The following is a 21,126-nucleotide window of genomic DNA, read 5'->3' as shown; positions in this document are numbered from 1 at the left end:
GTCAGCCTTGGATATCCCTTTTGCTATTTTGCGGGCTTGGGTAGATCGTCCTGATCTACCTACCATGCGTACTGATTACTGTTTGGATTCCAGCGTAGTCAGGTATTCCGAAACTTGAGCTGGCGTTTTGGCGTATTTGCTGTGCAAATGAGCAATTTTCTCGCCATTACGGAACACGAGCAGGCTCGGAATGCCGCGTACTTGATTTTCTTCAGCAATCGGCTGAAACTTCTCGGCATCCAGCGCAAAGAAACGCTTATCCGCATTCTCCTTCATAATGCCGTCCATAAATTTATCCAGCGTCTTGCAATCTGGACACCAGCTGGTATCAAATTTCACGACGGTTAGACCGTCACCGTTAATTAAATCCTGATATTGCTGCTCAGATTCGATACGTTCCATTCGTTGGTCCCTCCTAGAGTGAATTGATAATATCTTCACATTCACATATGAATGATAAATCAGGCTTATTCCTATATTGTAATGATTCTTTTATATATTGCAACTGGGATGAGTACATGTTCGAGCGTATACTTCACTTATACTATTGTGGCTCGGATCAGCGGTATTGCGCATCATAACGATTGGCTCGGCTGATATGCTGTAGCGTCTCTCGCTCGTGCTCAGTTAGCGGCGCAATGTTGGCAGCGGAAATATTATGCTCCAATTGCCCCAAAGAGCTTGCACCCGGGATCACAGCCGCGACAGCCGGATGAGACAGGCTATAACGGATCGCTGTCTGCTCCATACTACGGTCCGCCCCTGCAAATGCCTTTAATTGCTTACGCACGTCCAGCAGCTCTGCTTCTTCGTAGTCTAGGTATCCCTTCGCTGCCTTTTCTTCCCCCTTGTCAGCCAATACGCCGCTCGCCACGGGTCCACGTGCAATCACACTAATTCCCCGCTCCTGAAGCAAAGACAGTACTTCTTCCTCTGCACGCCGATCCAGCAAGCTATACTGATTCATAACACTAACGATATTCGAGCGTTCCACATATTCACGGATGACATGCGGGCGAATGGAAGAAATACCATAGTAGCGGATGACACCCTCCTGCTGCAGTTGCTCGAAAGCCTCAATGGTTTCATCGATCGGATCATCAATCGTCCCTCCGTGCAACTGATACAGATCGATATAGTCCGTTCTCAGGCGGCGCAGACTTTCTTTCACGGCTGACAGGATATATTTCTTCGACGGGTCCCATCCCCAGCCCTCCTGCCCCGGTATACGCCGATTGCCGACCTTGGTCGCCAGGATGACATCCTGGCGCCGTCCACGGATGGCTGCCCCCACAATTTCTTCATTACGTCCATGCTGGTACAAATCGGCCGTATCCAACAGATTTACGCCCCTGTCTAACGCTTCATGGATCAAGTAAACAGCTTGCTGCTCCTCCGTACCGACCGACATACATCCCAAGCCAATCTCACCTACCAGCAAATCCGAAGCTCCCAGACGGTTTTTCTTCATCGTTGTCTCCCCTCACTTCAATGACGTATAACTTTAAATTTTTAACATTTCTCTATTATACGAAAAATACATACAAAAAAAACAACCCCAAAGACATAGAGACTCCACGCTCTCCAATCCTTTGAAGTTGTTGTATGAAATTCATATTCCCTTAGAAGCTATCCGAACAGCCATTGTACAGCTTTAGGAAACTGACGCTGAAAACAATCCACACGATGCACCGCATCTTGATCCAGCTCAAGCAGCACGTCTTTTGTGTCAAGTCCCTGTATCAGGAGCACCTCGTGTGCCTGAAGGGTCAGCGGAACCATGTCTTTTTGTACATTCGTCTTCCCTTCCCCTTCACGGGTCCCAACAGATATATATACCCGGTGTGTCCCGGCCATTACAGTAGCAAATGATGCAGATTGCATATAATCGATCATACCAGGAAACCAATATGAGCCCGAGATCGAACCAATGCGTCCAAATATATGCGTATACGGGAAGGCCGCATACATGGAAATCAGTCCACCCAACGAAGCACCGATCAGCCCTGTATGCTCCAGCCCAGTTTGCACTGGATATTTTGCCTCGACATAGGGCATTACTTTTGAAACCACAAACGCCAGATAGGCATCTCCGCCACCGCCAAAAGCAGGTCTTCCCTCTACTAAAGCAGCTGTCTTCCAAGGCGTATAATCGTCCAGCCGATTCACGGGCTGAATGCCCACCAGTATCACACGGGGCAGCTCTCCCGTAGAAAAACCTCTTTCCAGCTCATCCAACCCGCTTAGAAATAAAGAGCTGCCATCCTGTACATACATCACAGGATACAGCTCATTATGATTCACAGATACGGGAGGTGTATAGATGTGTAGAAGATACCCATCTAATGAAATTTCATCTACATGACCTTTCATCTTACGCAGTCCCCCATGATGTGAATGTATGCATTACAGTGCAGCATCTATTTCCTTGATCATTTCAGATACGGATTCCAGACCATTACCTGACAGGTACCAGTAGTTAGGATCAAGGTATACAATATGACCGTTTTTATATGCATTGGTTTTCTTCACCAGTTCATTCTCAATGGTTTGTTTACCTGTAACCTGTTCCTTGCCTTCCTCGACCACCACAGCCCCACGGTCAACGACAAAAATATAATCTGGATTTTTTTGCTGTACATATTCAAAAGAAACCTTTTGTCCATGCGTGGATACTTTAATGTCAGGATCTACAGGAGTTACGCCAAAAGCATCATGAATGATACCGAAGCGGGATTGTGAGCCATATGCGCTCAGGCTTCCTTCGTTCGTCAGTACGATCAATCCTTTAGCCTTGCTCGCTACCGCCTTGTCATGTACAGCCTTAATGGAGCTATCAATCGCAGCCAGTTCCTGTTTGGCAGCATCCTCTTTATCGAAGATTTGACCCAAGGTTTCAACGTTTTTCTTAAAGGAATTGATATAATCCTTGGTGTCTACAGCCATCGAAATAGTCGGTGCAATTTTGCTCAACTCTTTATATGCATCAGCTTGTCTGCCGCCGATAATGATCAGTTCAGGAGAGAGATCACTGATTTTCTCATAATCCGGCTCAAACAGCGTACCCGCACTTGCATATTTGGAATCTTTATATTTGCTCAAATACGTAGGAAGATCCTGCTGCGCTACCGCCGCAACGTCTACTCCTAGCTTATCCAACGTATCTAATGAACCAAAATCAAAAACAACAACATTTTTCGGATTGACTTTGACTTGGACTGGATTCTCATCGAGTGCGTGTTTGACCGAGACGGTTTTGGATTCCGTTGTTGCAGTCGATGAGCCATCGCCAGTCGCTTCTTGTGTTGCCGGAGCCGCTTTGCCACAGGCCGATACGATCAGTACCAATGCAAGCATCAGTGTTAAAAACATCAAATTTTTCTTCATTCTACATTCCTCCTAAGTGAAGTACACACAAATTTTATGATCACCGATCTGTTGAATCGGAATATCCATATCGTACAAATCTTTTAATACCTGACTATCTATCATCTCGTCAGCCGTTCCTTGTTTTAGCAATCTACCATTCTTCATCCCGACAATATGGTCCGAATAGCAGGAAGCAAAGTTAATATCGTGAAGCACCACCAGAATCGTTTTGCCCAGATCATCCACTAAATTGCGTAGCGTCTTCATAATCTGAACCGAATGCTTCATATCCAAATTGTTCAGCGGCTCATCCAGCAGGATGTATTCCGTGTCCTGTGCCAGAATCATAGCAATAAAAGCCCGTTGCCGCTGTCCTCCACTGAGCAAATCAATATGCTTGTCCTTCATATCCTCCAATCCCATGTAAGCCATAGACTGCTCCACCATTTTGCGATCCTCGCTGTTCAATCTGCCCTTGGAATACGGAAAACGGCCGAAGCTGACCAGCTCCTTTACGGTTAAGCGGATGTTGACATCATTGGTCTGTTTTAAAATGGATATCTTCCGGGCTAGCTCCTCACTTTTCGTCAGGCTCACGGCCTGCCCGTCAATCAGGATTTCTCCCTCATCACTGTCAGTTAGGCGACTAATCATCGACAACAAGGTGCTTTTTCCAGCGCCATTAGGACCAATAAAGGAGGTAATGGTGCCTTTAGGTACAGTGACGGATACCTGCTCCACCACATTTTTATTCCCGTAGCGTTTGGTTACGTTTTTGACTTCTACCATGATTTATTCTCCCGCAGCAAAAGGTACAGGAAGTACACCCCCCCGATAAAGTTAATAATGACGCTGACTGTTGTCGACAAGTCGAATACTCTCTCTGCCAGCAGTTGGCATCCTGCCAATGCGATGACACTAACACAGATGGAGGCCGGAATTATGTAACGGTGCTGATACGTCTTCATCACCTGATAAGCCACATTGGCCACAATTAATCCGAGAAATGTGATTGGTCCAACAAGTGCCGTAGATATGGAGATGAGAATCGCTACAATAATCAGCAATCTTTTGATGATATAACTGTAAGGGAGACCTAAATTAATCGCATGCTCCCGTCCGAGCGACAGCACGTCCAGGTACTTAATGAATCTCCACGCATAAGCAAATACGAGCACGAGCACGAATACAGAAAGCCATAACAGTTCGGTGTTTACATTGCTAAAGCTGGCAAAGCTCTTGTCCTGAATTTTCGCAAATTCGTTCGGATCTATCAGCACCTCCATAAAGGTAGACAGGCTGTTGAACAGTGTCCCAAACACCAGACCGATCAGTAAAAGCACATAAATTCCCCGTCCATCTTTGCGGAAAATTAACTTGTATAGCAATCCCGCGAACAGCACCATCATCCCCACCGACAGCAAAAAGTTTAATTCTTTGCTGGTCGAAATCAGCGGGACGGAACCAAATGCAAAAATTATTGTCGTCTGAATCAGCATATACAGTGAATCCAGCCCGATAATACCCGGGGTCAAAATCTTGTTATTCGTGACCGTCTGGAAAATAACAGTTGCAAAAGCAATGGAGCCACCGGTCAGAATGAAGGCTGCGACCTTTTTCAATCGTCGTGGCAGCGCGTAATGCCAGGTGTGCGGAAGATCTATAAACACAAAAGCAGCAATCAACACAAGCGCGGCAGCGGCTAATATTCCGATTTTTAATTTAGGATTCATAAGCCCTTCTCCTCAGCAGCAAATACAAGAACAACGCGCTTCCGATCACACCAACCGTTAGCCCTACCGAAATTTCATATGGGTAAATGATCACCCGTCCCAAAATATCGCAAAACAGCACAAACACGGCACCCAAGATCGCTGTATGTGCCAAGCTTTTTTTCAGATTATCCCCCATGTACATACTGACCAGATTGGGTACAACCAGTCCCAAAAAGGGAATCGTCCCGACAGTTAAGATGACAACAGAGGACACCAAAGCCACGATCACCAAACCAACATTGACAGTGCGCTTGTAATGTACGCCCAAATTGGCTGCAAAATCCTCACCCATGCCTGCAATTGTAAAACGGTTCGCATATATGTACGCCAACGCGACCAAAGGAACACTGAGATACAGCATTTCGTAGCGACCACTCATAATGAGAGAAAAATCCCCCTGCATCCACGAAGAAATGCCCTGAATCAGATTGTATTTGTAAGCAAAAAAAGTCGTCACCGAATTTAAAATGCCTCCAAACATCAAACCGACAAGCGGGATAAATACCGGGTCCTTAAAACGGATTTTATCCAGTATCTTCATGAAAACCAGGGTTCCCCCTAGAGCAAATCCAAAAGCCGTCAGCATCTTCGTCCAAAATCCTGCCGCTCCAAACACCATAATAGCCATCAGCACACCTAATCGTGCCGCATCCATCGTGCCTGCGGTGGTCGGCGAAACAAACCGATTCCGGGTAAGCTGCTGCATGATGAGCCCGCAAATACTCATACTCGCCCCTGCGATAATGATGCTGACCAAACGTGGGAATCTGCTAATCAGGAGCACCTGCGCTTGATCGTTGGATAAGTGGAACAAATCAAGTGGAGTTACATCATGCACACCGATAAACACCGAGGCGAAGGCCAGTACGATAAAAGCCAGTATTAAATAGCGCAATTTCATTTCTAACTAAGGGAGCCTGTCCAATAACCTGTACCAAGCTTCGGCCCTGTCCTCCCCTCCAATAATGATAATCATTATCAAAACAACTAGGATAAATTATATCAGTGATATTGTATCTGTCAAATTTTTTGCAATGAATAAGCCATGTCAAAAAAGGTGTTAGCAAAACCTGAATAGTCTGAAGAGTGAATGAGCGAATAAGAGCAATATCCTGTAAAATAGGGATGGAAGATTTAGGATTACCCGTTTCTCATTTTTACTGTAAGCAATTCTTGGAATTCGAGATTCATTAACTTGATGAATTAAAAAAATAGGAGGAGAATGATGAATCACATATTAATTGTCGAGGATGATACCGCCTTGAGTAACGGTATTGTTCTTGCCCTCAAAGAACCTAACAACGTATTTGTGCAAACGTATGACATAGCTGCTGCAAAAGAGCAATTGAACGTCACTACCTTTGACCTAGTGATTCTTGATATAAACTTGCCGGATGGGAATGGACTCGATCTTTTAACCCATTTACGAAAAAAAACAATGATTCCCGTCATCGTTCTGACAGCAAATGATATGGAAACAGATATTGTCACTGGTCTTGAGCTGGGTGCTGACGACTACATCACCAAGCCTTTCAGTCTGATGGTACTGAGAGCAAGGGTTGGTGTTCAGCTAAAGAAATCCAGATACTCGCTTGCGGACTCCATTCAGCTAGACAATTTTTCTTTTTCATTCGAGAGAATGGAATTTATTAAGAATGGTACACCTATTGAACTAAGTAAAACGGAGCAAAAATTGTTGCGCATCCTAATCAACAATCGAGGAAATACCGTTTCGCGTGATCATTTGGTAGACAGCATCTGGACAGATGGCGCTGAGTATGTGGGCGAAAATGCGTTGTCAGTCACCATAAAAAGGCTACGTGACAAGCTGGAGGACCATCCTTCCTCTCCTCTGTACATTAAGACTGTGTACGGTATCGGCTACACTTGGGCGGTGAAATGAATGACGATCCTGAATTATGCGTGTTTTGGAATTGCTATTACTGCTCTTTTCATAGCCGGGGTTACCATTCTTCTCTATCGTAAGAACGTACATAAAACAATGAAAACTATGGATCATATGATTGAAGCTGCAATTAGTGGCGAGTTTTCAGAGCGCGTTTTTGACGAATCCGTCTTATCAGCAGTAGAGGCCAAGCTTGCGCAATTTCTTTCCATTTGCTCCGTTTCCTCGAAAAATTTGTTGGCAGAAAAAAATAAAATAAACGAGCTTATTTCTGATATCTCGCATCAAACGAAAACCCCTATTGCTAATATCCTCCTCTACTCACAACTGCTTAGTGAATATGATTTGCCACCGGAAGGTTCCACTTGTGTAAAAGCTTTATCCACACAAGCCGAAAAGCTTCATTTCCTGATCCATTCCTTAGTAAAAACATCACGGCTTGAAACAGGGATTATCAAATTGTCGTCAAGGCAGGAGTCAGTTCAAAGGCTACTAACCACTGCACTGGAGCAAATTATGCCGAAGGCAAACGCTAAAGGGATTTCGATTACTATGGGGAGTAAAGAAATTCAGGCTTCTTTTGATTTAAAATGGACGGTTGAGGCAATCTATAATATTTTGGATAACGCCGTCAAATATACAGAAATGAGCGGGAATATATTTATTAAAGTGAGTGCTTATGATTTATTCTGCCGGATTGATATTACTGATAATGGCATTGGGATTGCAGAAGAAGAACACAGCAAGATTTTCAAGCGTTTCTATCGATCACAAACTGTAATCTCGCAAGAAGGTGTCGGGATTGGACTATTTTTAACAAGAGAAATTGTTTCAGCTGGGGGCGGATACATCAAACTATGGTCACGCCGCGGCAGTGGTTCCACCTTCTCGATTTTTCTCCCCATAGACAAGTAATTCTTACAACACTGTTAGATTTCAGAAAGATTGTAGAAAGATTCATATGGTAAAGTCTGTATTGCGAAGTATGGTGATACAGACTATTTTTCATGGAGGAGAAATGAATGACTCTGTTAAAAACTCAGGAGTTGAAGAAGTATTATGGTAACGGGGATACTGCTGTTCATGCCCTAGATGGGGTGAACCTGGAGGTGGAAAGCGGAGAATTTGTGGCCATTGTCGGTACGTCCGGGAGCGGCAAATCTACCCTTCTCCATATGCTGGGTGGACTCGATCGTCCGACAAGTGGAAACGTTACGATTGACGGTAAAGATATTTTCACATTGAAAGATGAAGAATTGACTATATTTCGCAGACGGAAAATTGGCTTCGTATTTCAAAATTACAACCTAGTGCCTGTTTTAAATGTCTACGAAAATATTGTGCTTCCTATTGAACTGGATGGTAAAGAACCGGACAAAACCCACATAGATAAAATTGTACATACCTTGGGCCTTGACCATAAGCTGAATAATCTGCCCAACCATCTTTCAGGAGGCCAGCAGCAGCGTGTAGCCATTGCCAGAGCACTGGCAGCCAAACCCGCCATTGTCCTGGCAGATGAACCCACTGGAAACCTGGATAGTAAAACCAGTCTGGATGTGATGGGGCTCATCAAAGTATCCAGTCAACAGTTCCAACAAACGATGGTGATGATTACGCACAACGAGGAAATTGCGCAAATGGCAGACCGGATTATACGGATTGAGGACGGTAAAATGGTCGGTGGTGAAGGCAAATGATTCAGGTTAGAAATAAAAAGACGATCCGTAATCTGGCAGATAAGAGCTTCAAAGTAAACAAAGCCCGTAACCTCTTTGCCATTGTTGCCATAGCTCTCACTTCATTGTTATTTACAACGTTGTACACCTTGGGGCTCGGTGCTGTTGAAAACTTACAACGGGCAACTATGCGACAGTCCGGTGGAGATGGACATGCCGTACTTAAATATATAACGGATGATGAATTTAATCATGTCAAGGATCATCCATTGATCAAGGAAATTGCTTATAACCGTATATTAAGCGACGGAGTTAAAAACGATAGCTTCCTAAAACGCCATACGGAATTCTGGTATTACGATGATGTAGGGTTGAAGCTCGGTTTAATTGAACTTAATGCGGGGCACAAGCCTGTGGCGAAAAACGAAGTGATTGCAGACTCCAAGACGTTGCAGCTATTGGATGTTCCACTGAAAATTGGAGCACCTCTGAGTCTAAAGCTTAACATACGAGGTAAAGAAGTACAGCGTGATTTTGTCCTCTCTGGCTGGTGGAAAAGCGATCCTGTGTTTAGCGCAGGACAAATATTGGCCTCCAAATCCTATGTGGATGCTCATGCCAAGGAATTACAAAGCAACTATAAAAAAGATCACTTCCATACAGGAACCATTAGTGCATATATGATGTTCGACAACAGTTTTGATTTGCGAGGAAAGCTCAATAAAGTGATTACCGAAAGCGGTTATTCACTTGACGAAGATGCACCGAACTATATCGCGAATAATGTAAATTGGGCATACATCTCGACTAATCTTAGTTTAGATACAGAGACCATCATAGCGTTAACTTCTGCCCTGTTACTGATCATGTTTACTGGTTATTTGATTATATATAATATTTTCCAAATATCAGTGATGCGAGATATCCGTTTTTACGGTCTCTTAAAGACGATCGGTACAAGCCGCAAGCAGATACGCCGGATTATTCGCAGACAAGCACTGATTCTATCAGCGCTAGGAATCCCGATCGGATTGATAGCAGGTTTTTTTGTCGGTAAATCGCTCGTGCCTTTTATCATAAATATGAGTATATATAACGGTACCGAGGTATCGGTATCCCCCAACCCATGGATTTTTATAGGATCGGCTTTGTTCGCCCTCATTACCGTAATGATCAGCACTTTCAAGCCAGGCAGAGTTGCCTCGTCCGTATCGCCGGTAGAAGCAGTCAGATACACAGGTGGAGTAAACAAGAGCAATGGTAAGCTGAAAATATCAACCGGAGGTGCAAAAATCCACCTCATGGCTCGTTCCAATTTGGGGCGTAATAAAAAACGCACTGTTTTAGTGGTTATAAGTCTTTCTTTAAGCTTGGTCCTTCTGAACACTGCCTTCACACTATCCCAGAGCTTTGATATGGATAAATTTTTAGCCAAATTTAATGATACCGATTTTCTCATTGCCCATGCTGAATATTTCCAGGTTCCCACCAGTTTTAGTGGGCAAGAAAATGGGACCACCGAAAGTTTTATTAAGGCTGTACAGGCACAACCAGGCTTCGAAGAAGGCGGTCGATTGTACGGTGACCCAACAGCTTTCACGGCCGAGAATACAAAGGGAATCACGGATGATACCCAGAACACTGACGCTCGCGGCAACTTCCTTGTAGACGTGTATGGGCTCGAAGATTTACCCTTGCATCGGCTGCAATTGATTGATGGCGAGCTTGATTTTAAGAAACTAGCTTCCGGTAAGTATATCCTGGAGGGAGTCGAACTGAACGATAACGACAAGCCTTACATGGAAAGCATTCATCATAAAGTGGGCGAAACCGTTACTTTGCATAGTTATGTGAGAACAGTAGATGATGTTCCATTGGGTAGAGAGTATATTACACAAAAGTTTACAGTGCTTGGTCATGTGGGTATCAAATCCACCAATTCGAATCGCCTTTCGAGCTATAATAGCTTTTACCTCCCGGCGGAAATATACAAATCACTTGTAAAAGAGCCTGCTGTGATGAGCTACGCCTTTAATGTATCCTCAAATCAGGAAGCGTCAATGCAGAGCTTTTTGAAGCGCTATACTGAAACAATCGAACCGATGATGAACTACGAATCCAAAATTACGTCAAAGGACGCTTTATCAGGTATGCAAACCACTGTTGAGTTGATCGGTGGCACGCTTAGCTTGATTATTGGCCTGATAGGTATCCTGAACTTTTTAAATGCAATTTTAACCAGCATACTGACCCGGCGCAATGAATTTGCTATGTTGCAGAGCATAGGCATGACTAAACGGCAATTGCGGGGAATGCTGATTTATGAAGGACTATATTATGTTTGTGCCACCAGCCTGACCTCTATTCTATTGGCAGTCTTATTTTCTCTTTTGATTGTAAAACCATTTTGCAGCTTGCTATGGCTTTTAAGCTATCACTTTATACTTTGGCCACTTCTAGTCTTGTTGCCTTTACTCTTCTTGCTTGGGATACTGATACCAGTAGCAGTCTATTCTATGAATAACAAACAAAGTATTGTGGAGCGACTTCGAGAATCAGAGTAGTTGCACCTAAAAATAAGCAAGCAAAATACCTATGAGCGTCAAAAAGATGACTCCTGATCACATTCAGAGGTCATCTTTTTATGACTAGAAAGGTTTTTTTCACAGAACATTACGACTCCACTCTTCCCGTAAAAGCCCCATTCGGATCGAATCATAATACACTCCATTATAATATCTGCATTTGCGTAGTCTGGCTTCCAGGGTCATGCCCAGCTTCTCTCCAACCTTCATCATCCGCTGGTTTCCTGACCAGGTTGTAAAACCTACTCTTACTAAAGGCAATGTATTAAACAAATGCGTGATCCACAATCGAAGTGCTCTCGTACCATAGCCACCGCTCCAATACCCCGAATCATAGATAGCTATTCCCATTTCAAGCCATTGCGAAGGCTAATGCTCCCAATAGTAGCTCACAGATCCAATGACCTTGCCTTCCACTTCAATGGTCCAAAAGTCATCTTGCCCGATTCGCTTTTCCTTCTCTTTTAAATAATCATCAAAAGAAAGTGTCTTATGGTCATAATAAGGTGCATCCCATTGCTTCCATTCTGGTGCTTCTTCCTTGTAAGTTAATGTCCAAAGCGCATGTAGGTCTTGTTCTGTAACAGGCCTAATCGTTAAATCCTTTTCTGTATACATCAAGTACACCCCTTTATCATAAAATGCTCATTTCTATGTCGGGTTATATGATCCTTTATTGTATCTGCTTTTGCATTATTTCGAATTCAATTTTTGTCCATCAAGAAACTGTATTGTAGCAAGATCGCAATTCATGTTGACAAACAATCAAAAATAATATATCTTAATATTAAGATAATAAATATAAAGAAAAATTTACGACGACGGTTTATTTTGCTTTGAAAAACCTAATCATATAAAAACCAAGGAGGGCAAATAATATGAAACTGTTAGGATTGCATCACGTTTCAGCGATTACAGCGGCAGCGGCTAAAAATGTTGATTTTTATACTCAGGTATTGGGACTTCGGTTGATCAAGAAAACGGTGAACCAGGACGATGTTAGTGTGTATCACCTCTTTTATGGAGATGAACGCGGAACCGCGGGTACGGAAGTCACTTTCTTTGAAATTCCACATGCGGGACAAACGCGTACAGGGAATAACAGTATTTCAGCGCTCTCTCTGCGTGTACCGAACGACAAGGCGTTGAATTATTGGAAAAACCGCTTCGAGCAGCTGGATGTGAAGCATGGCGAAATTATAGATCAAGCAGGACGCTTGGCGCTTTCGTTCGAGGATTTTGAAGGACAACGCTTCTTCCTCGTTTCAGATGAGCATGACAACGGAGTGCGCGGCGGTACGCCTTGGGAGAAAAGCCCTGTTCCTGCGGAATACGGCATCGTTGGACTTGGTCCGGTTCATCTGACCATTCCCAAAGCGGAGAATACCATTCTTATTCTTGAACAAGTGATGGGCTTCCGTAAAAAAGGCTCCTACCCTTCCCCTGTTGCCGGACAACCGGATGTGGTTATCTACGAAACAGGTGAAGGCGGTACAGGAACTGAAGTCCATCTGGAAGAGCGCAACGATCTGCCACAAGAGCGACCAGGACGCGGCAGTGTGCATCACGTCGCTTTCCGTGTTGAAACCGAGGAAGAGCTCAAACAGTGGGTAGACCGTATTGGGCAGCTGCAAATTTCCAACTCTGGTTTTGTAGATCGCTTTTATTTCCGTTCCTTGTACTTCCGTGAGCCAAATGGCATTCTGTTTGAATTGGCTACCGATGGACCCGGCTTTGACACCGACGAGGAATTAGAGTTTCTGGGTGAATCGCTGGCATTGCCTCCATTCTTGGAGCCGCGCCGCGCATCGATTGAAGCCAATCTCAAGCCGCTCAACACCAAACATGAATAAAGTTATATTGGCTCTAAAATGACACAAAGCCGGGACTTCTACATCATGTAGAGGTTCCCGGCTTTTTTCGTGTAATTGCTCTGTTTTCATTTAAAAAGGCATCTCATCTACAAGCTTTCCAGCTTTGAGAGGCAAGCGAAATGCCCTTTTTGGCTGTACTTACAGCTTTTTATCATCCACACTGTTCAGCCATGCTTCAATTTCTCCGATCACAGAGGCGATGCAGCCATCTTGGAAAGGCGAAATCAGTCCAGCCAGCTCAACCAATCCGGTAAAAGATCGGCTTCCTCCGGCACGACACAGCTTCAAATAATCTTCCCACGCTGCCGCTCGGTCTTCGCCCATACGCTTCCAGAACTGGAATGCACATAATTGTGCCAGTGTATAGTCAATATAATAGAACGGAGATTGAAAAATATGTCCCTGCTTGTGCCAGAATCCGCCCTTTTCGAGGTACTCGTTGCCTTCATAATCCAGATGCGGTTTATACTTGCGTTCAATGGAACGCCATGCACTTTTACGTTCGGCCGGGGTCCAGTCTGGATGTTCATATACAGCATGCTGGAATTCGTCTACGGCTACGCCGTAAGGCACGAACAGCAGCGCTGAAGATAGGTGTTCAAAGTGATATTTGTCCGTGTCTTCCTCAAAGAACAGCTTCATCCAAGGCCATGCGAAAAACTCCATACTCATCGAATGGATTTCAGCCGCCTCCATGGTTGGCCAGTGGTACTCTGGAATTTCAAAATGCCGGCTTTCATAGACCTGGAAGGCATGACCTGCCTCATGTGTCAATACGTCGATATCACCGGATGTCCCATTGAAATTGGAGAAAATAAATGGCGTGCCATATTCGCTCAAAAATGTACAGTAGCCTCCGCTTTGCTTACCCTTTTTGCTGATTAAATCCATCAGTCCACGCTCAACCATAAAACTGAAAAATTCATGTGTTTCCGGTGAAAGCTCCTCATACATACGTGCTCCATTACGAAGAATCCAGTCCGGATCGCCTTTGGGCGTAGGATTGCCTGACAAGAAGTTGAAGCCCTCGTCGTAATAGCGAAGCTGATTTACTCCGATCCGCTCGCGTTGGCGCTCTTTCAGCTTGGTTGCCACAGGAACGATGTGCTTCAGCACCTGCTCGCGGAAATTGGCTACCATCTCTGCATTGTAATCTGTACGTCCCAAGCGGGCATAGCCCAATTCTACGAAATTGTTATAGCCCAGCTTGTGCGCCATGCGTGTGCGTACCTTCACCAATTCATCATAAATCCGGTCCAGCTCGTCCTCATGCTCACTCATAAATTGATATTTGGCCTCGGAGGCCTGTTTGCGGGTCTCGCGATTGGTTGCCATTTCAAAAGGCAGGAGCTGAGACAATGTGCGTTCTTCCCCCTCGAACGGGATCTTCGCTGAGGCAATCAATTGAGCATATTCCGAGGTCAGCTTATTTTCCTGCTGCAAATCCTCAATGATATCCGGATGGAACGACTTGAGCGCTACCTCGGCAATACTGAAAAGCTGGCTGCCCCATTGGCTCTCCAACTCAGCTCTAAATGGAGAATCCACCAATGCTCGGTAGTAATCGGTTACATACTCCTGAATAACCGGCATGAAATCATCAGCGTACTCTTGCTCTGCTTTGTAAAAGGCATCCTCCGTATCAATGGAGTGCCGAACTTCCACCAATTGCAATTGCGTTTCCACATTACTGCGCAGCTTGTTAATCGCATGAATAACTTCATTTTGACGTTCTACACTGTCCGCTTCACGAAATTGCTGCAACAGCGTTTTAAACCGCTGTTCAATTTCAGGTTGCTCTGGCCGGCTGTAAGCCATTTCGCTGAATAATGTCATTGCTTCATTTCCCCCTTTAATGTAATAAATCTGATGCCTATTATACAGTACGATTAGACCAAACCGGAAGCTGAAATACCAAAATAATACAACCTCAAAAGCCGCAATACCATGTATTGCGGCTTTTGAGCCTAGGCTAACTCCATATATCATAGATGTCGTTATCTAAAGTAACCTCAATATATATACAGTCTGGTGGAGATTTATAAGTCTCCTTCATATGGCAGCCCTTCATGCTTTATTGATTTTGCAAACGATGTGCCACATGCAGGGTCGGACCGACAAATTCATTTAACTTGAAACCACCTTCAATGGCCTGTGTAATGAATTTCTTGGCCTGATCCACAGCTTCACGCACAGTCAGCCCTTGTGCCAAACCAGCCGTTACCGCAGCCGAAGTGGTACAGCCTGCACCGTGTGTAAAGTTGGTTTGTACAACATCCGCTTCAAACCAGTCAAAAGTGATTCCGTCATACAGCAGATCCATCGCTTTACCAGCGCGAATTTTGCCACGGTCCTTGATCAGTACATGCTTAGCACCACGCTCGTGGATAATAGCAGCCGCTTCCTGCATCTGCTCCAGTGTCGTGATCGGTCCATTCTTCGCCAGCTGCGAAGCCTCGAACAAGTTCGGTGTTACCAGGTCAGCGCCAGGAATCAACAATTCCAGCATGGCCTCTGTATTTTCCGGTTGAAGCACTTCATCCGTGCCTTTGCAGACCATAACCGGGTCAATCACAATCCGTTTCAGATCATGCTTTTTCAAGTAGCTGGCCACCAGTTCGATGATATCTACGGAACCCAGCATACCGGTCTTCATTGCATCAAAACCGATACCTTCCAATACAGTACGCAGCTGCGCCTCAACCACGTCCAACGCAACCGGATATACAAGATGGTTCCAGGTTTTAGGTTCCATCGCAACTACGGTAGTCAATACAGTCATGCCATATACGCCAAGCTCCTGGAAGGTTTTCAGGTCCGCCTGAATACCTGCTCCGCCGCTTGTGTCGGAGCCGGCTATCGTTAGTGTTTTGGGAATCGTCATTAGTACATGCTCTCCTTCACTTTCTGTGCTGCATTTATCCTAATCCTGCATGCGAAACTTGTCAACGCGCAAAACGGTCCTTTCCATACGAAAAGTCACAAGAACCAGCAACAGCTAAAAAACGAGAATATCCCCCTTTGAAATGAGAACATCCTCGTAAGTACGTGTTATATGAAGAATTTGAATGAATTTTAGAATTATAAATACCCACCAGCACTGTGATCATAGGCATGGTTTTTTTCGTTTGCCCGTACGCCGAGGCAAAGACTCTGATACAACTGCTGCTGTTCCGGGGTAGCAAAATTTCGATGCTGCTCAAATAAAGCCATACAACCAATGATATGTTCGGTATAGCTGTTATCGACAGACAATTGCAGGCAATGCAGTGTTTGTCCCAAGCCCTTGGGGTAATCGCATTTTCGAAAATAATATTCCGCATACACCTTGCAAAAAGAAGCAAAACGAAATGCATTAAAGTGCTTGCGATAATGTGTGTCCCATTGCTCCGGTGCAAGCTCCCAGAATCTCTTGAGTTGCTGGTTGAACAGCTCCAGCTCGGCATCTACGAAATAGCCAAACCGGTTCGCCGATTCGAGCAACGTATTCAGGCCTTCCAGTGTCTCATCCGGATGCTCGCGCAGGTAAGTAATATATTCATAGATTGCAGAAGTGTTGCCCATTTTGATTTCAATACAAAGTCGGTTGCCCTGTGCATATACACGATGCAGGTTGACCACTTTCCAACCTTCCTCGTCCAAACCCTCAAACCAGCTCAAATCTGCGTAACCTTCAATCCATTGCTTGGATTCCTCATATCTACCCTGAAACTCATAGCAGCTGGCCTTAAGCAGATGCCCTTGAGCATAGTAATAAACGAGCGGCTTAATCAGCTCCAGGTGCTCATCTCCAAAGCGGTTCCGATTGCGATACAATGCCTGCGCCAACTCTCTTAGCTCGTCCGCATACATTTCCATCTCGGACCATTGCATTTTTAAAGCAAACACTTGAGATAGCATATGTAAGCCTTCCAGTGCATAAATTTCCGGTAGACGACTACGGTACAAATGGAATTGTACAGCAGCCTTCAAGTTCCGTTGGTTATCCTTAATCTGAATCTGGAATATGCGAAAATAGCTAATCGCCAACCGTTCGGAGTGGGTATACTTCTCACTCTCAATGACACAATCATACAAAAGCATGGAGGCTTCATGTCGACCATCCTCAAACATCGCTTCTGCAGTCTCAAAAATAGCCGGAACATTCGATAAATCGTCCATCAAATAACCAAGCACACTGCGTATACAGTCCAGCTTGTTCAACTCTGAGCAACGAAGAAGAAACGGACGCAGCCTCCTCCAGTGTGGCAAGGAATGAATAAAACACTCATCAACATACATCTCGAACAAAGATCCTTCTTCCAATCCCATCGCCTCAGTAATCAGATCAAGCTGATTAACTGAAATAGGCCGTGGTGGGTTTCGGTTAAGTATACCGCTAAGTGTACCCGGATTTACCTTAGAAGCATCTGCAAAACATTGCATCGAAATGCCTTCACTTTGAATATACTTTTCTATCTCTGCGCGGATCGTGGTGTTTTTTTCCAAAGGGACACCCCCTCAAACGAATGATGGTGACTTTTTCATTACCTTTTAAACCAAAATTTGTTTAATCAAAGTATATGTCTAATTATACGAGAGGTCAATAACTTTAAACACGACTCAGGACATATAAAATCACGAGTTTCGTACGATTTTAAATCTGTTTTATGAAAAAAGACCGTCCTCTGAGAGACAGTCTTTTTCTATTATTTTGATGCTGTGGACTTAGAGGACAATAACTTGCAAAATATTTTAAAATTGACGAAAATCAAGAGCAAACTTAGCGTATCCTTCTGCCGTCAGTCCTTCATAGAGCAATTCAGAATAAGCATGGGCAACATTCGTTGCTTGCGGCGAGGTTAGGAAGGTCACATGTGGACGACCCGACCATGGGGCGAGAGACCAGTGACCGTCGGCCTTTGGCGTCAACGTCTTCATATGCCGCACATACTCAGTCAGCACATGTCGGTTCTCATCCGGGGAAGCCAGTATAATTCGCTCTCCACCCGGATTAACCAGCGCAGAGGAGAATGCGCGATAGTTATTCGTAACAACCAGATAACTCCGCTGCATATCCATTGGTTCCCCTTCAAAAGACATATGAATGATTCTGTGCGCTTCTAGGTCCTTTAATTCCCCGGCAGTATCATATCTGGCTGGCTGTGTTACATCAATCTGATACGTGATGCCATCGATGATATCGAAATTAAAGCTCGGAAAATCAGAATTAATCAGCTCTTGTTCCTCCTCTGCCGAAGGATCAATTTGCCGGAATTGACCAGCAGACCACTCAAGCCATTCCCGAATTTCCGCTCCGCTCAACCGAACGACATGCAGCGTATTCGGAAAATTGTATAGATCGGCAATATGCTTGATCGCCAGGGTTCCCGCCGGAATATTGGTATAATACGCCGGACCGTATCTTCCGCCTGTTTTAAAAGGAGCTGCTGCCGATAGAACGGGCAACCCTTCATACTCGCTCCCTTGTAGCTGCTGCTTCACATACCAAATTTGTGCATCATTGACGAGCTGAACCGAAGCATCATCCATCACCTGGGCAAAAAAGCTGTTCACTGCTACTGTCGTTTGACCTACAGGTGCACGGATGTAATCTAGGGTTCCCGCATGTTCAGCTGCTACCGCCTGCTGGATAGCAGTATCGGGTTGGACGAGGGCTTCCTTGCGTATCGGGTCATACACCGGGCGTACCTCGGCAGCAGATGCAGTCACTTGCCACTTCCCTCCAATAAGGGCCAGATCCAGATCAATGATACCCAGATGATCTCCCCAGAAGCCCGGCTCTACTGCTGGAATGCCATGGATGGTGCCCTGCTCTGTATCCACACCTGTCATACCTATAAATGAAGGGCCGGGAAATACTTTATGGGCATGACCAAACACAATGGCATCGATCCCTTCCACCCTGCTCAGATGCAGCACCGCATTTTCCATACTGGGAGCTTCGGGAATATCCTCAAAGCCTGCATGGGGCATCGCAATGATGAGATCGGCTCCCTCCGCCTGCATTTCTGGGATAAACCGTCTTGCGGTTTCCAGCATATCTTTGACGATAAGTTTCCCTTCCAACCACGCCTTGTCCCATTGCATAATTTGCGGGGGCACAAAGCCGATGACCCCCACCTTCAGCAGATGCTTACGGCCTGCTTCATCCTCTACCGTCTTATCCAGCAATAGATAAGGCGTAAAGTAGTTTTGTTCTTCCTCTCCCGCTATATAGATGTTGGCATTCACATAAGGAAACTGTGCTCCTCGAAGGCAGGTCTGCAAATATTCCAACCCATAGTTAAATTCATGATTACCAATACTGCCTGCCTCGTACCCAAGCAGATTCATGGCTTTATAGGCGGGATGCACCTCGCTTGGGTTCTGTTGGAGCCGCTGTACAGCATAATCTCCCATCGGATTCCCCTGAATCACATCTCCGTTATCCAGCAGCAGGTGATTGGGCACCTCTGCCCGAGCCGTGTGAATCAGACTAGCGGTTTGCGCCAGACCGTAATGCAGCGTTTCCTGATCTGTATAATAATCATAATTCCACAAGCTGACATGCAGATCGGTTGTAACCATAATACGGAATTTCGCCCTCACAGCACCTGCATTTTCCTGCTCTGTCTTATCATTAATGTCCAAATTATCCAATCTTGTTCTCTCCCTCAGCTTCGGTCATAGAGCTTGAACAAGTCTAACAGAGCACTGTTAAGAGAATGTTAAAAGATGCAATTCGTATAAATACCGCTTATGGTCTCTAGCAAATGATAAATTTTACATCATTTTTACCAAAGTCAGGAGTGATTTTTACCCTAGCTGCAAGACTAGCTGTTAAGATTTGGTTTGTCACTGAATTTACAGGTTTTTTAAATTTTCGTTATTACGATGTTTAGGGGGAAATTATTTTGTTCAAAAAAGCACTGACCTTGTGCATGACCTTCACACTGGCAGCGGGTTTAGCCGCTTGTGGCTCAAATGCAAGCAATAACAACAGCGCCTCCACTCCGGGTACAGATGGCTCTAAAAACGAAAGCACAGCCTATGTCCCTAAGGAGCTAAAGGTACAATTCGTTCCTTCTCAAAATGCAGATACCCTCGAAGCCAAAGCAAAACCGCTCGAAAAACTGCTGGGGGACAAGCTCGGAATCCCGGTAAAAGTAACCGTATCTCCTGATTACAATACGATTGTGGAAGCCATGTCTTCCAAACAGGTCGATGTAGGATTCCTTCCGCCGAACGCTTATGTACTGGCACACGATAATCGTAAAGCGGCCGACTTGCTCCTGCAAGCTCAACGCTACGGTATTGAAGATGCCACAGGCAAAGACACGACTGAAAAAGTAAACTTTTATAAAGCAATGATCGTGGTAAAAAAGGATTCTCCGATTCAAAGTCTGGCTGATCTGAAAGGCAAGAAGGTTGGCTGGCAAAATGTAACCTCCTCCGCAGGCTATGTGTACCCCGCAGCAGAGCTGAAAAAAGCTGGCGTGGACCCGGACACAGATGTGCAGGGTGTGACGATCAAAGGCCACGACGCTGCTATTCTGGCGCTGCTGAACGGTCAGGTTGATGCTGTCGCTGTTTTCCAGGATGCACGTAACACAGTGAAGAAGGAAATCCCGGACGTATTTGAAAAGACACGTGTCATTCATTACACAGCTAAAATTCCAAATGACACCGTCAGCGTACGTTCCGATATGGATCAAACGTGGAGAGACAAAATCGCCCAAGCCTTTATAGACATTGCCAACGATCCTGAAGGCGGCGAAATCATTAAAGAAATTTACACCCATGTAGGTTATGAGAAGGGCGACGATAAAAACTTCGATTCTGTGCGTGAATACGCCGAAGCCGTCGGCCAAGCGGTAAAGTAACAGCTACGAAACAGGCTTTACGAATGACAGGGCAGCACCGTCCATGTATTCATGGCGGTGTTGTTTTCATTCC

Annotated in this window: 17 protein-coding genes and 1 pseudogene; 6 read left to right on the top strand and 12 right to left on the bottom strand. The window is 44.9% G+C overall.

The genetic code is table 11. The annotated features are described in order from the left end of the window. Window positions 1–75: 75 nt before the first annotated feature. The 7 genes from ACXHJ1_RS10815 to ACXHJ1_RS10785 form a co-directional block, all read right to left on the bottom strand. Window positions 76–402, bottom strand: coding sequence for a thioredoxin family protein (locus ACXHJ1_RS10815; RefSeq protein ID WP_019688638.1), 327 nt, complete (start codon window positions 400–402; stop codon window positions 76–78). A 157-nt stretch (window positions 403–559) separates the two neighbouring features. Next, window positions 560–1,471, bottom strand: coding sequence for an aldo/keto reductase (locus ACXHJ1_RS10810; protein WP_107734532.1), 912 nt, complete (start codon window positions 1,469–1,471; stop codon window positions 560–562). A gap of 158 nt (window positions 1,472–1,629) precedes the next feature. Continuing rightward, entirely contained in the window at window positions 1,630–2,373 is a 744-nt protein-coding gene (locus tag ACXHJ1_RS10805; RefSeq protein ID WP_107734531.1) for an alpha/beta hydrolase, read from the bottom strand. 33 nt (window positions 2,374–2,406) lie between these two features. Next, window positions 2,407–3,387, bottom strand: a complete 981-nt coding sequence (locus ACXHJ1_RS10800) for a siderophore ABC transporter substrate-binding protein (protein ID WP_019688641.1) — start codon at window positions 3,385–3,387, stop codon at window positions 2,407–2,409. Window positions 3,388–3,399: 12 nt separating this feature from the next. Next, window positions 3,400–4,158: an iron ABC transporter ATP-binding protein gene (locus ACXHJ1_RS10795; protein WP_045245008.1), complete on the bottom strand. Its 759-nt coding sequence runs from the start codon at window positions 4,156–4,158 to the stop codon at window positions 3,400–3,402. Next, window positions 4,152–5,102: an iron chelate uptake ABC transporter family permease subunit gene (locus ACXHJ1_RS10790; RefSeq protein WP_017425553.1), complete on the bottom strand. Its 951-nt coding sequence runs from the start codon at window positions 5,100–5,102 to the stop codon at window positions 4,152–4,154. The genes ACXHJ1_RS10795 and ACXHJ1_RS10790 overlap by 7 nt, the downstream gene beginning before the upstream one ends. Further along, window positions 5,092–6,045, bottom strand: coding sequence for an ABC transporter permease (locus tag ACXHJ1_RS10785; protein ID WP_019688644.1), 954 nt, complete (start codon window positions 6,043–6,045; stop codon window positions 5,092–5,094). Before ACXHJ1_RS10785 ends, ACXHJ1_RS10790 begins: the two co-directional genes overlap by 11 nt. Window positions 6,046–6,369: 324 nt before the next feature. Between ACXHJ1_RS10785 and ACXHJ1_RS10780 the strand changes: the two genes are divergently transcribed. From ACXHJ1_RS10780 to ACXHJ1_RS10765, 4 genes are all read left to right on the top strand, one after another. Continuing rightward, on the top strand, window positions 6,370–7,047 hold the full coding sequence (locus ACXHJ1_RS10780; RefSeq protein WP_107734530.1) for a response regulator transcription factor: 678 nt from the start codon (window positions 6,370–6,372) through the stop codon (window positions 7,045–7,047). Continuing rightward, window positions 7,048–7,965 (top strand): sensor histidine kinase, encoded by a 918-nt coding sequence (locus ACXHJ1_RS10775; RefSeq protein WP_107734529.1) that lies wholly within the window; start codon window positions 7,048–7,050, stop codon window positions 7,963–7,965. 107 nt (window positions 7,966–8,072) lie between these two features. Continuing rightward, the gene (locus tag ACXHJ1_RS10770) at window positions 8,073–8,750 is read left to right on the top strand and encodes an ABC transporter ATP-binding protein (protein ID WP_017425557.1); all 678 of its coding nucleotides are present in this window, start codon (window positions 8,073–8,075) and stop codon (window positions 8,748–8,750) included. Beyond that, complete coding sequence (locus ACXHJ1_RS10765) at window positions 8,747–11,293, top strand: ABC transporter permease (RefSeq protein WP_457906053.1); 2,547 nt, start codon at window positions 8,747–8,749, stop codon at window positions 11,291–11,293. The genes ACXHJ1_RS10770 and ACXHJ1_RS10765 overlap by 4 nt, the downstream gene beginning before the upstream one ends. A 99-nt stretch (window positions 11,294–11,392) precedes the next feature. Here the strand turns inward: ACXHJ1_RS10765 and ACXHJ1_RS10760 are convergent. Next, window positions 11,393–11,932: pseudogene (locus tag ACXHJ1_RS10760) on the bottom strand (GNAT family N-acetyltransferase). A 260-nt stretch (window positions 11,933–12,192) separates the two neighbouring features. On the opposite strand from ACXHJ1_RS10760, the gene ACXHJ1_RS10755 reads away from it, so the two are divergent. Then, window positions 12,193–13,167, top strand: coding sequence for a ring-cleaving dioxygenase (locus ACXHJ1_RS10755; protein WP_031462265.1), 975 nt, complete (start codon window positions 12,193–12,195; stop codon window positions 13,165–13,167). A gap of 159 nt (window positions 13,168–13,326) precedes the next feature. Here the strand turns inward: ACXHJ1_RS10755 and ACXHJ1_RS10750 are convergent, their stop codons facing one another. From ACXHJ1_RS10750 to ACXHJ1_RS10735, 4 genes are all read right to left on the bottom strand, one after another. Beyond that, entirely contained in the window at window positions 13,327–15,024 is a 1,698-nt protein-coding gene (locus ACXHJ1_RS10750) for a M3 family oligoendopeptidase (RefSeq protein WP_102997609.1), read from the bottom strand. A gap of 238 nt (window positions 15,025–15,262) precedes the next feature. Next, the gene (gene thiD / locus ACXHJ1_RS10745) at window positions 15,263–16,072 is read right to left on the bottom strand and encodes a bifunctional hydroxymethylpyrimidine kinase/phosphomethylpyrimidine kinase (RefSeq protein WP_025365872.1); all 810 of its coding nucleotides are present in this window, start codon (window positions 16,070–16,072) and stop codon (window positions 15,263–15,265) included. Between the two features lie 197 nt (window positions 16,073–16,269). Next, the gene (locus ACXHJ1_RS10740) at window positions 16,270–17,676 is read right to left on the bottom strand and encodes a DNA-binding protein (RefSeq protein WP_107734525.1); all 1,407 of its coding nucleotides are present in this window, start codon (window positions 17,674–17,676) and stop codon (window positions 16,270–16,272) included. A gap of 246 nt (window positions 17,677–17,922) precedes the next feature. After that, window positions 17,923–19,830 (bottom strand): bifunctional 2',3'-cyclic-nucleotide 2'-phosphodiesterase/3'-nucleotidase, encoded by a 1,908-nt coding sequence (locus ACXHJ1_RS10735; protein ID WP_457906052.1) that lies wholly within the window; start codon window positions 19,828–19,830, stop codon window positions 17,923–17,925. 254 nt (window positions 19,831–20,084) lie between these two features. Between ACXHJ1_RS10735 and ACXHJ1_RS10730 the strand changes: the two genes are divergently transcribed. After that, window positions 20,085–21,053: a phosphate/phosphite/phosphonate ABC transporter substrate-binding protein gene (locus ACXHJ1_RS10730; protein ID WP_013373161.1), complete on the top strand. Its 969-nt coding sequence runs from the start codon at window positions 20,085–20,087 to the stop codon at window positions 21,051–21,053. Window positions 21,054–21,126 lie beyond the last annotated feature (73 nt).

It is taken from the genome of Paenibacillus sp. ALE2 (genome assembly GCF_054113385.1).
The sequence above is the reverse complement of the archived record's forward strand: the minus strand, read 5'-3'. Positions and strand labels throughout refer to the sequence as shown.

What these genes read in the sequence shown, in the direction of transcription:
- ACXHJ1_RS10815 (WP_019688638.1), bottom strand. Translation starts at nt 402, where the DNA reads ATGGAACGTATCGAATCTGAGCAGCAATATCAGGATTTAATTAACGGT.
- ACXHJ1_RS10810 (WP_107734532.1), bottom strand. Translation starts at nt 1,471, where the DNA reads ATGAAGAAAAACCGTCTGGGAGCTTCGGATTTGCTGGTAGGTGAGATT.
- ACXHJ1_RS10805 (WP_107734531.1), bottom strand. Translation starts at nt 2,373, where the DNA reads ATGAAAGGTCATGTAGATGAAATTTCATTAGATGGGTATCTTCTACAC.
- ACXHJ1_RS10800 (WP_019688641.1), bottom strand. Translation starts at nt 3,387, where the DNA reads ATGAAGAAAAATTTGATGTTTTTAACACTGATGCTTGCATTGGTACTG.
- ACXHJ1_RS10795 (WP_045245008.1), bottom strand. Translation starts at nt 4,158, where the DNA reads ATGGTAGAAGTCAAAAACGTAACCAAACGCTACGGGAATAAAAATGTG.
- ACXHJ1_RS10790 (WP_017425553.1), bottom strand. Translation starts at nt 5,102, where the DNA reads ATGAATCCTAAATTAAAAATCGGAATATTAGCCGCTGCCGCGCTTGTG.
- ACXHJ1_RS10785 (WP_019688644.1), bottom strand. Translation starts at nt 6,045, where the DNA reads ATGAAATTGCGCTATTTAATACTGGCTTTTATCGTACTGGCCTTCGCC.
- ACXHJ1_RS10780 (WP_107734530.1), top strand. Translation starts at nt 6,370, where the DNA reads ATGAATCACATATTAATTGTCGAGGATGATACCGCCTTGAGTAACGGT.
- ACXHJ1_RS10775 (WP_107734529.1), top strand. Translation starts at nt 7,048, where the DNA reads ATGACGATCCTGAATTATGCGTGTTTTGGAATTGCTATTACTGCTCTT.
- ACXHJ1_RS10770 (WP_017425557.1), top strand. Translation starts at nt 8,073, where the DNA reads ATGACTCTGTTAAAAACTCAGGAGTTGAAGAAGTATTATGGTAACGGG.
- ACXHJ1_RS10765 (WP_457906053.1), top strand. Translation starts at nt 8,747, where the DNA reads ATGATTCAGGTTAGAAATAAAAAGACGATCCGTAATCTGGCAGATAAG.
- ACXHJ1_RS10755 (WP_031462265.1), top strand. Translation starts at nt 12,193, where the DNA reads ATGAAACTGTTAGGATTGCATCACGTTTCAGCGATTACAGCGGCAGCG.
- ACXHJ1_RS10750 (WP_102997609.1), bottom strand. Translation starts at nt 15,024, where the DNA reads ATGACATTATTCAGCGAAATGGCTTACAGCCGGCCAGAGCAACCTGAA.
- thiD (WP_025365872.1), bottom strand. Translation starts at nt 16,072, where the DNA reads ATGACGATTCCCAAAACACTAACGATAGCCGGCTCCGACACAAGCGGC.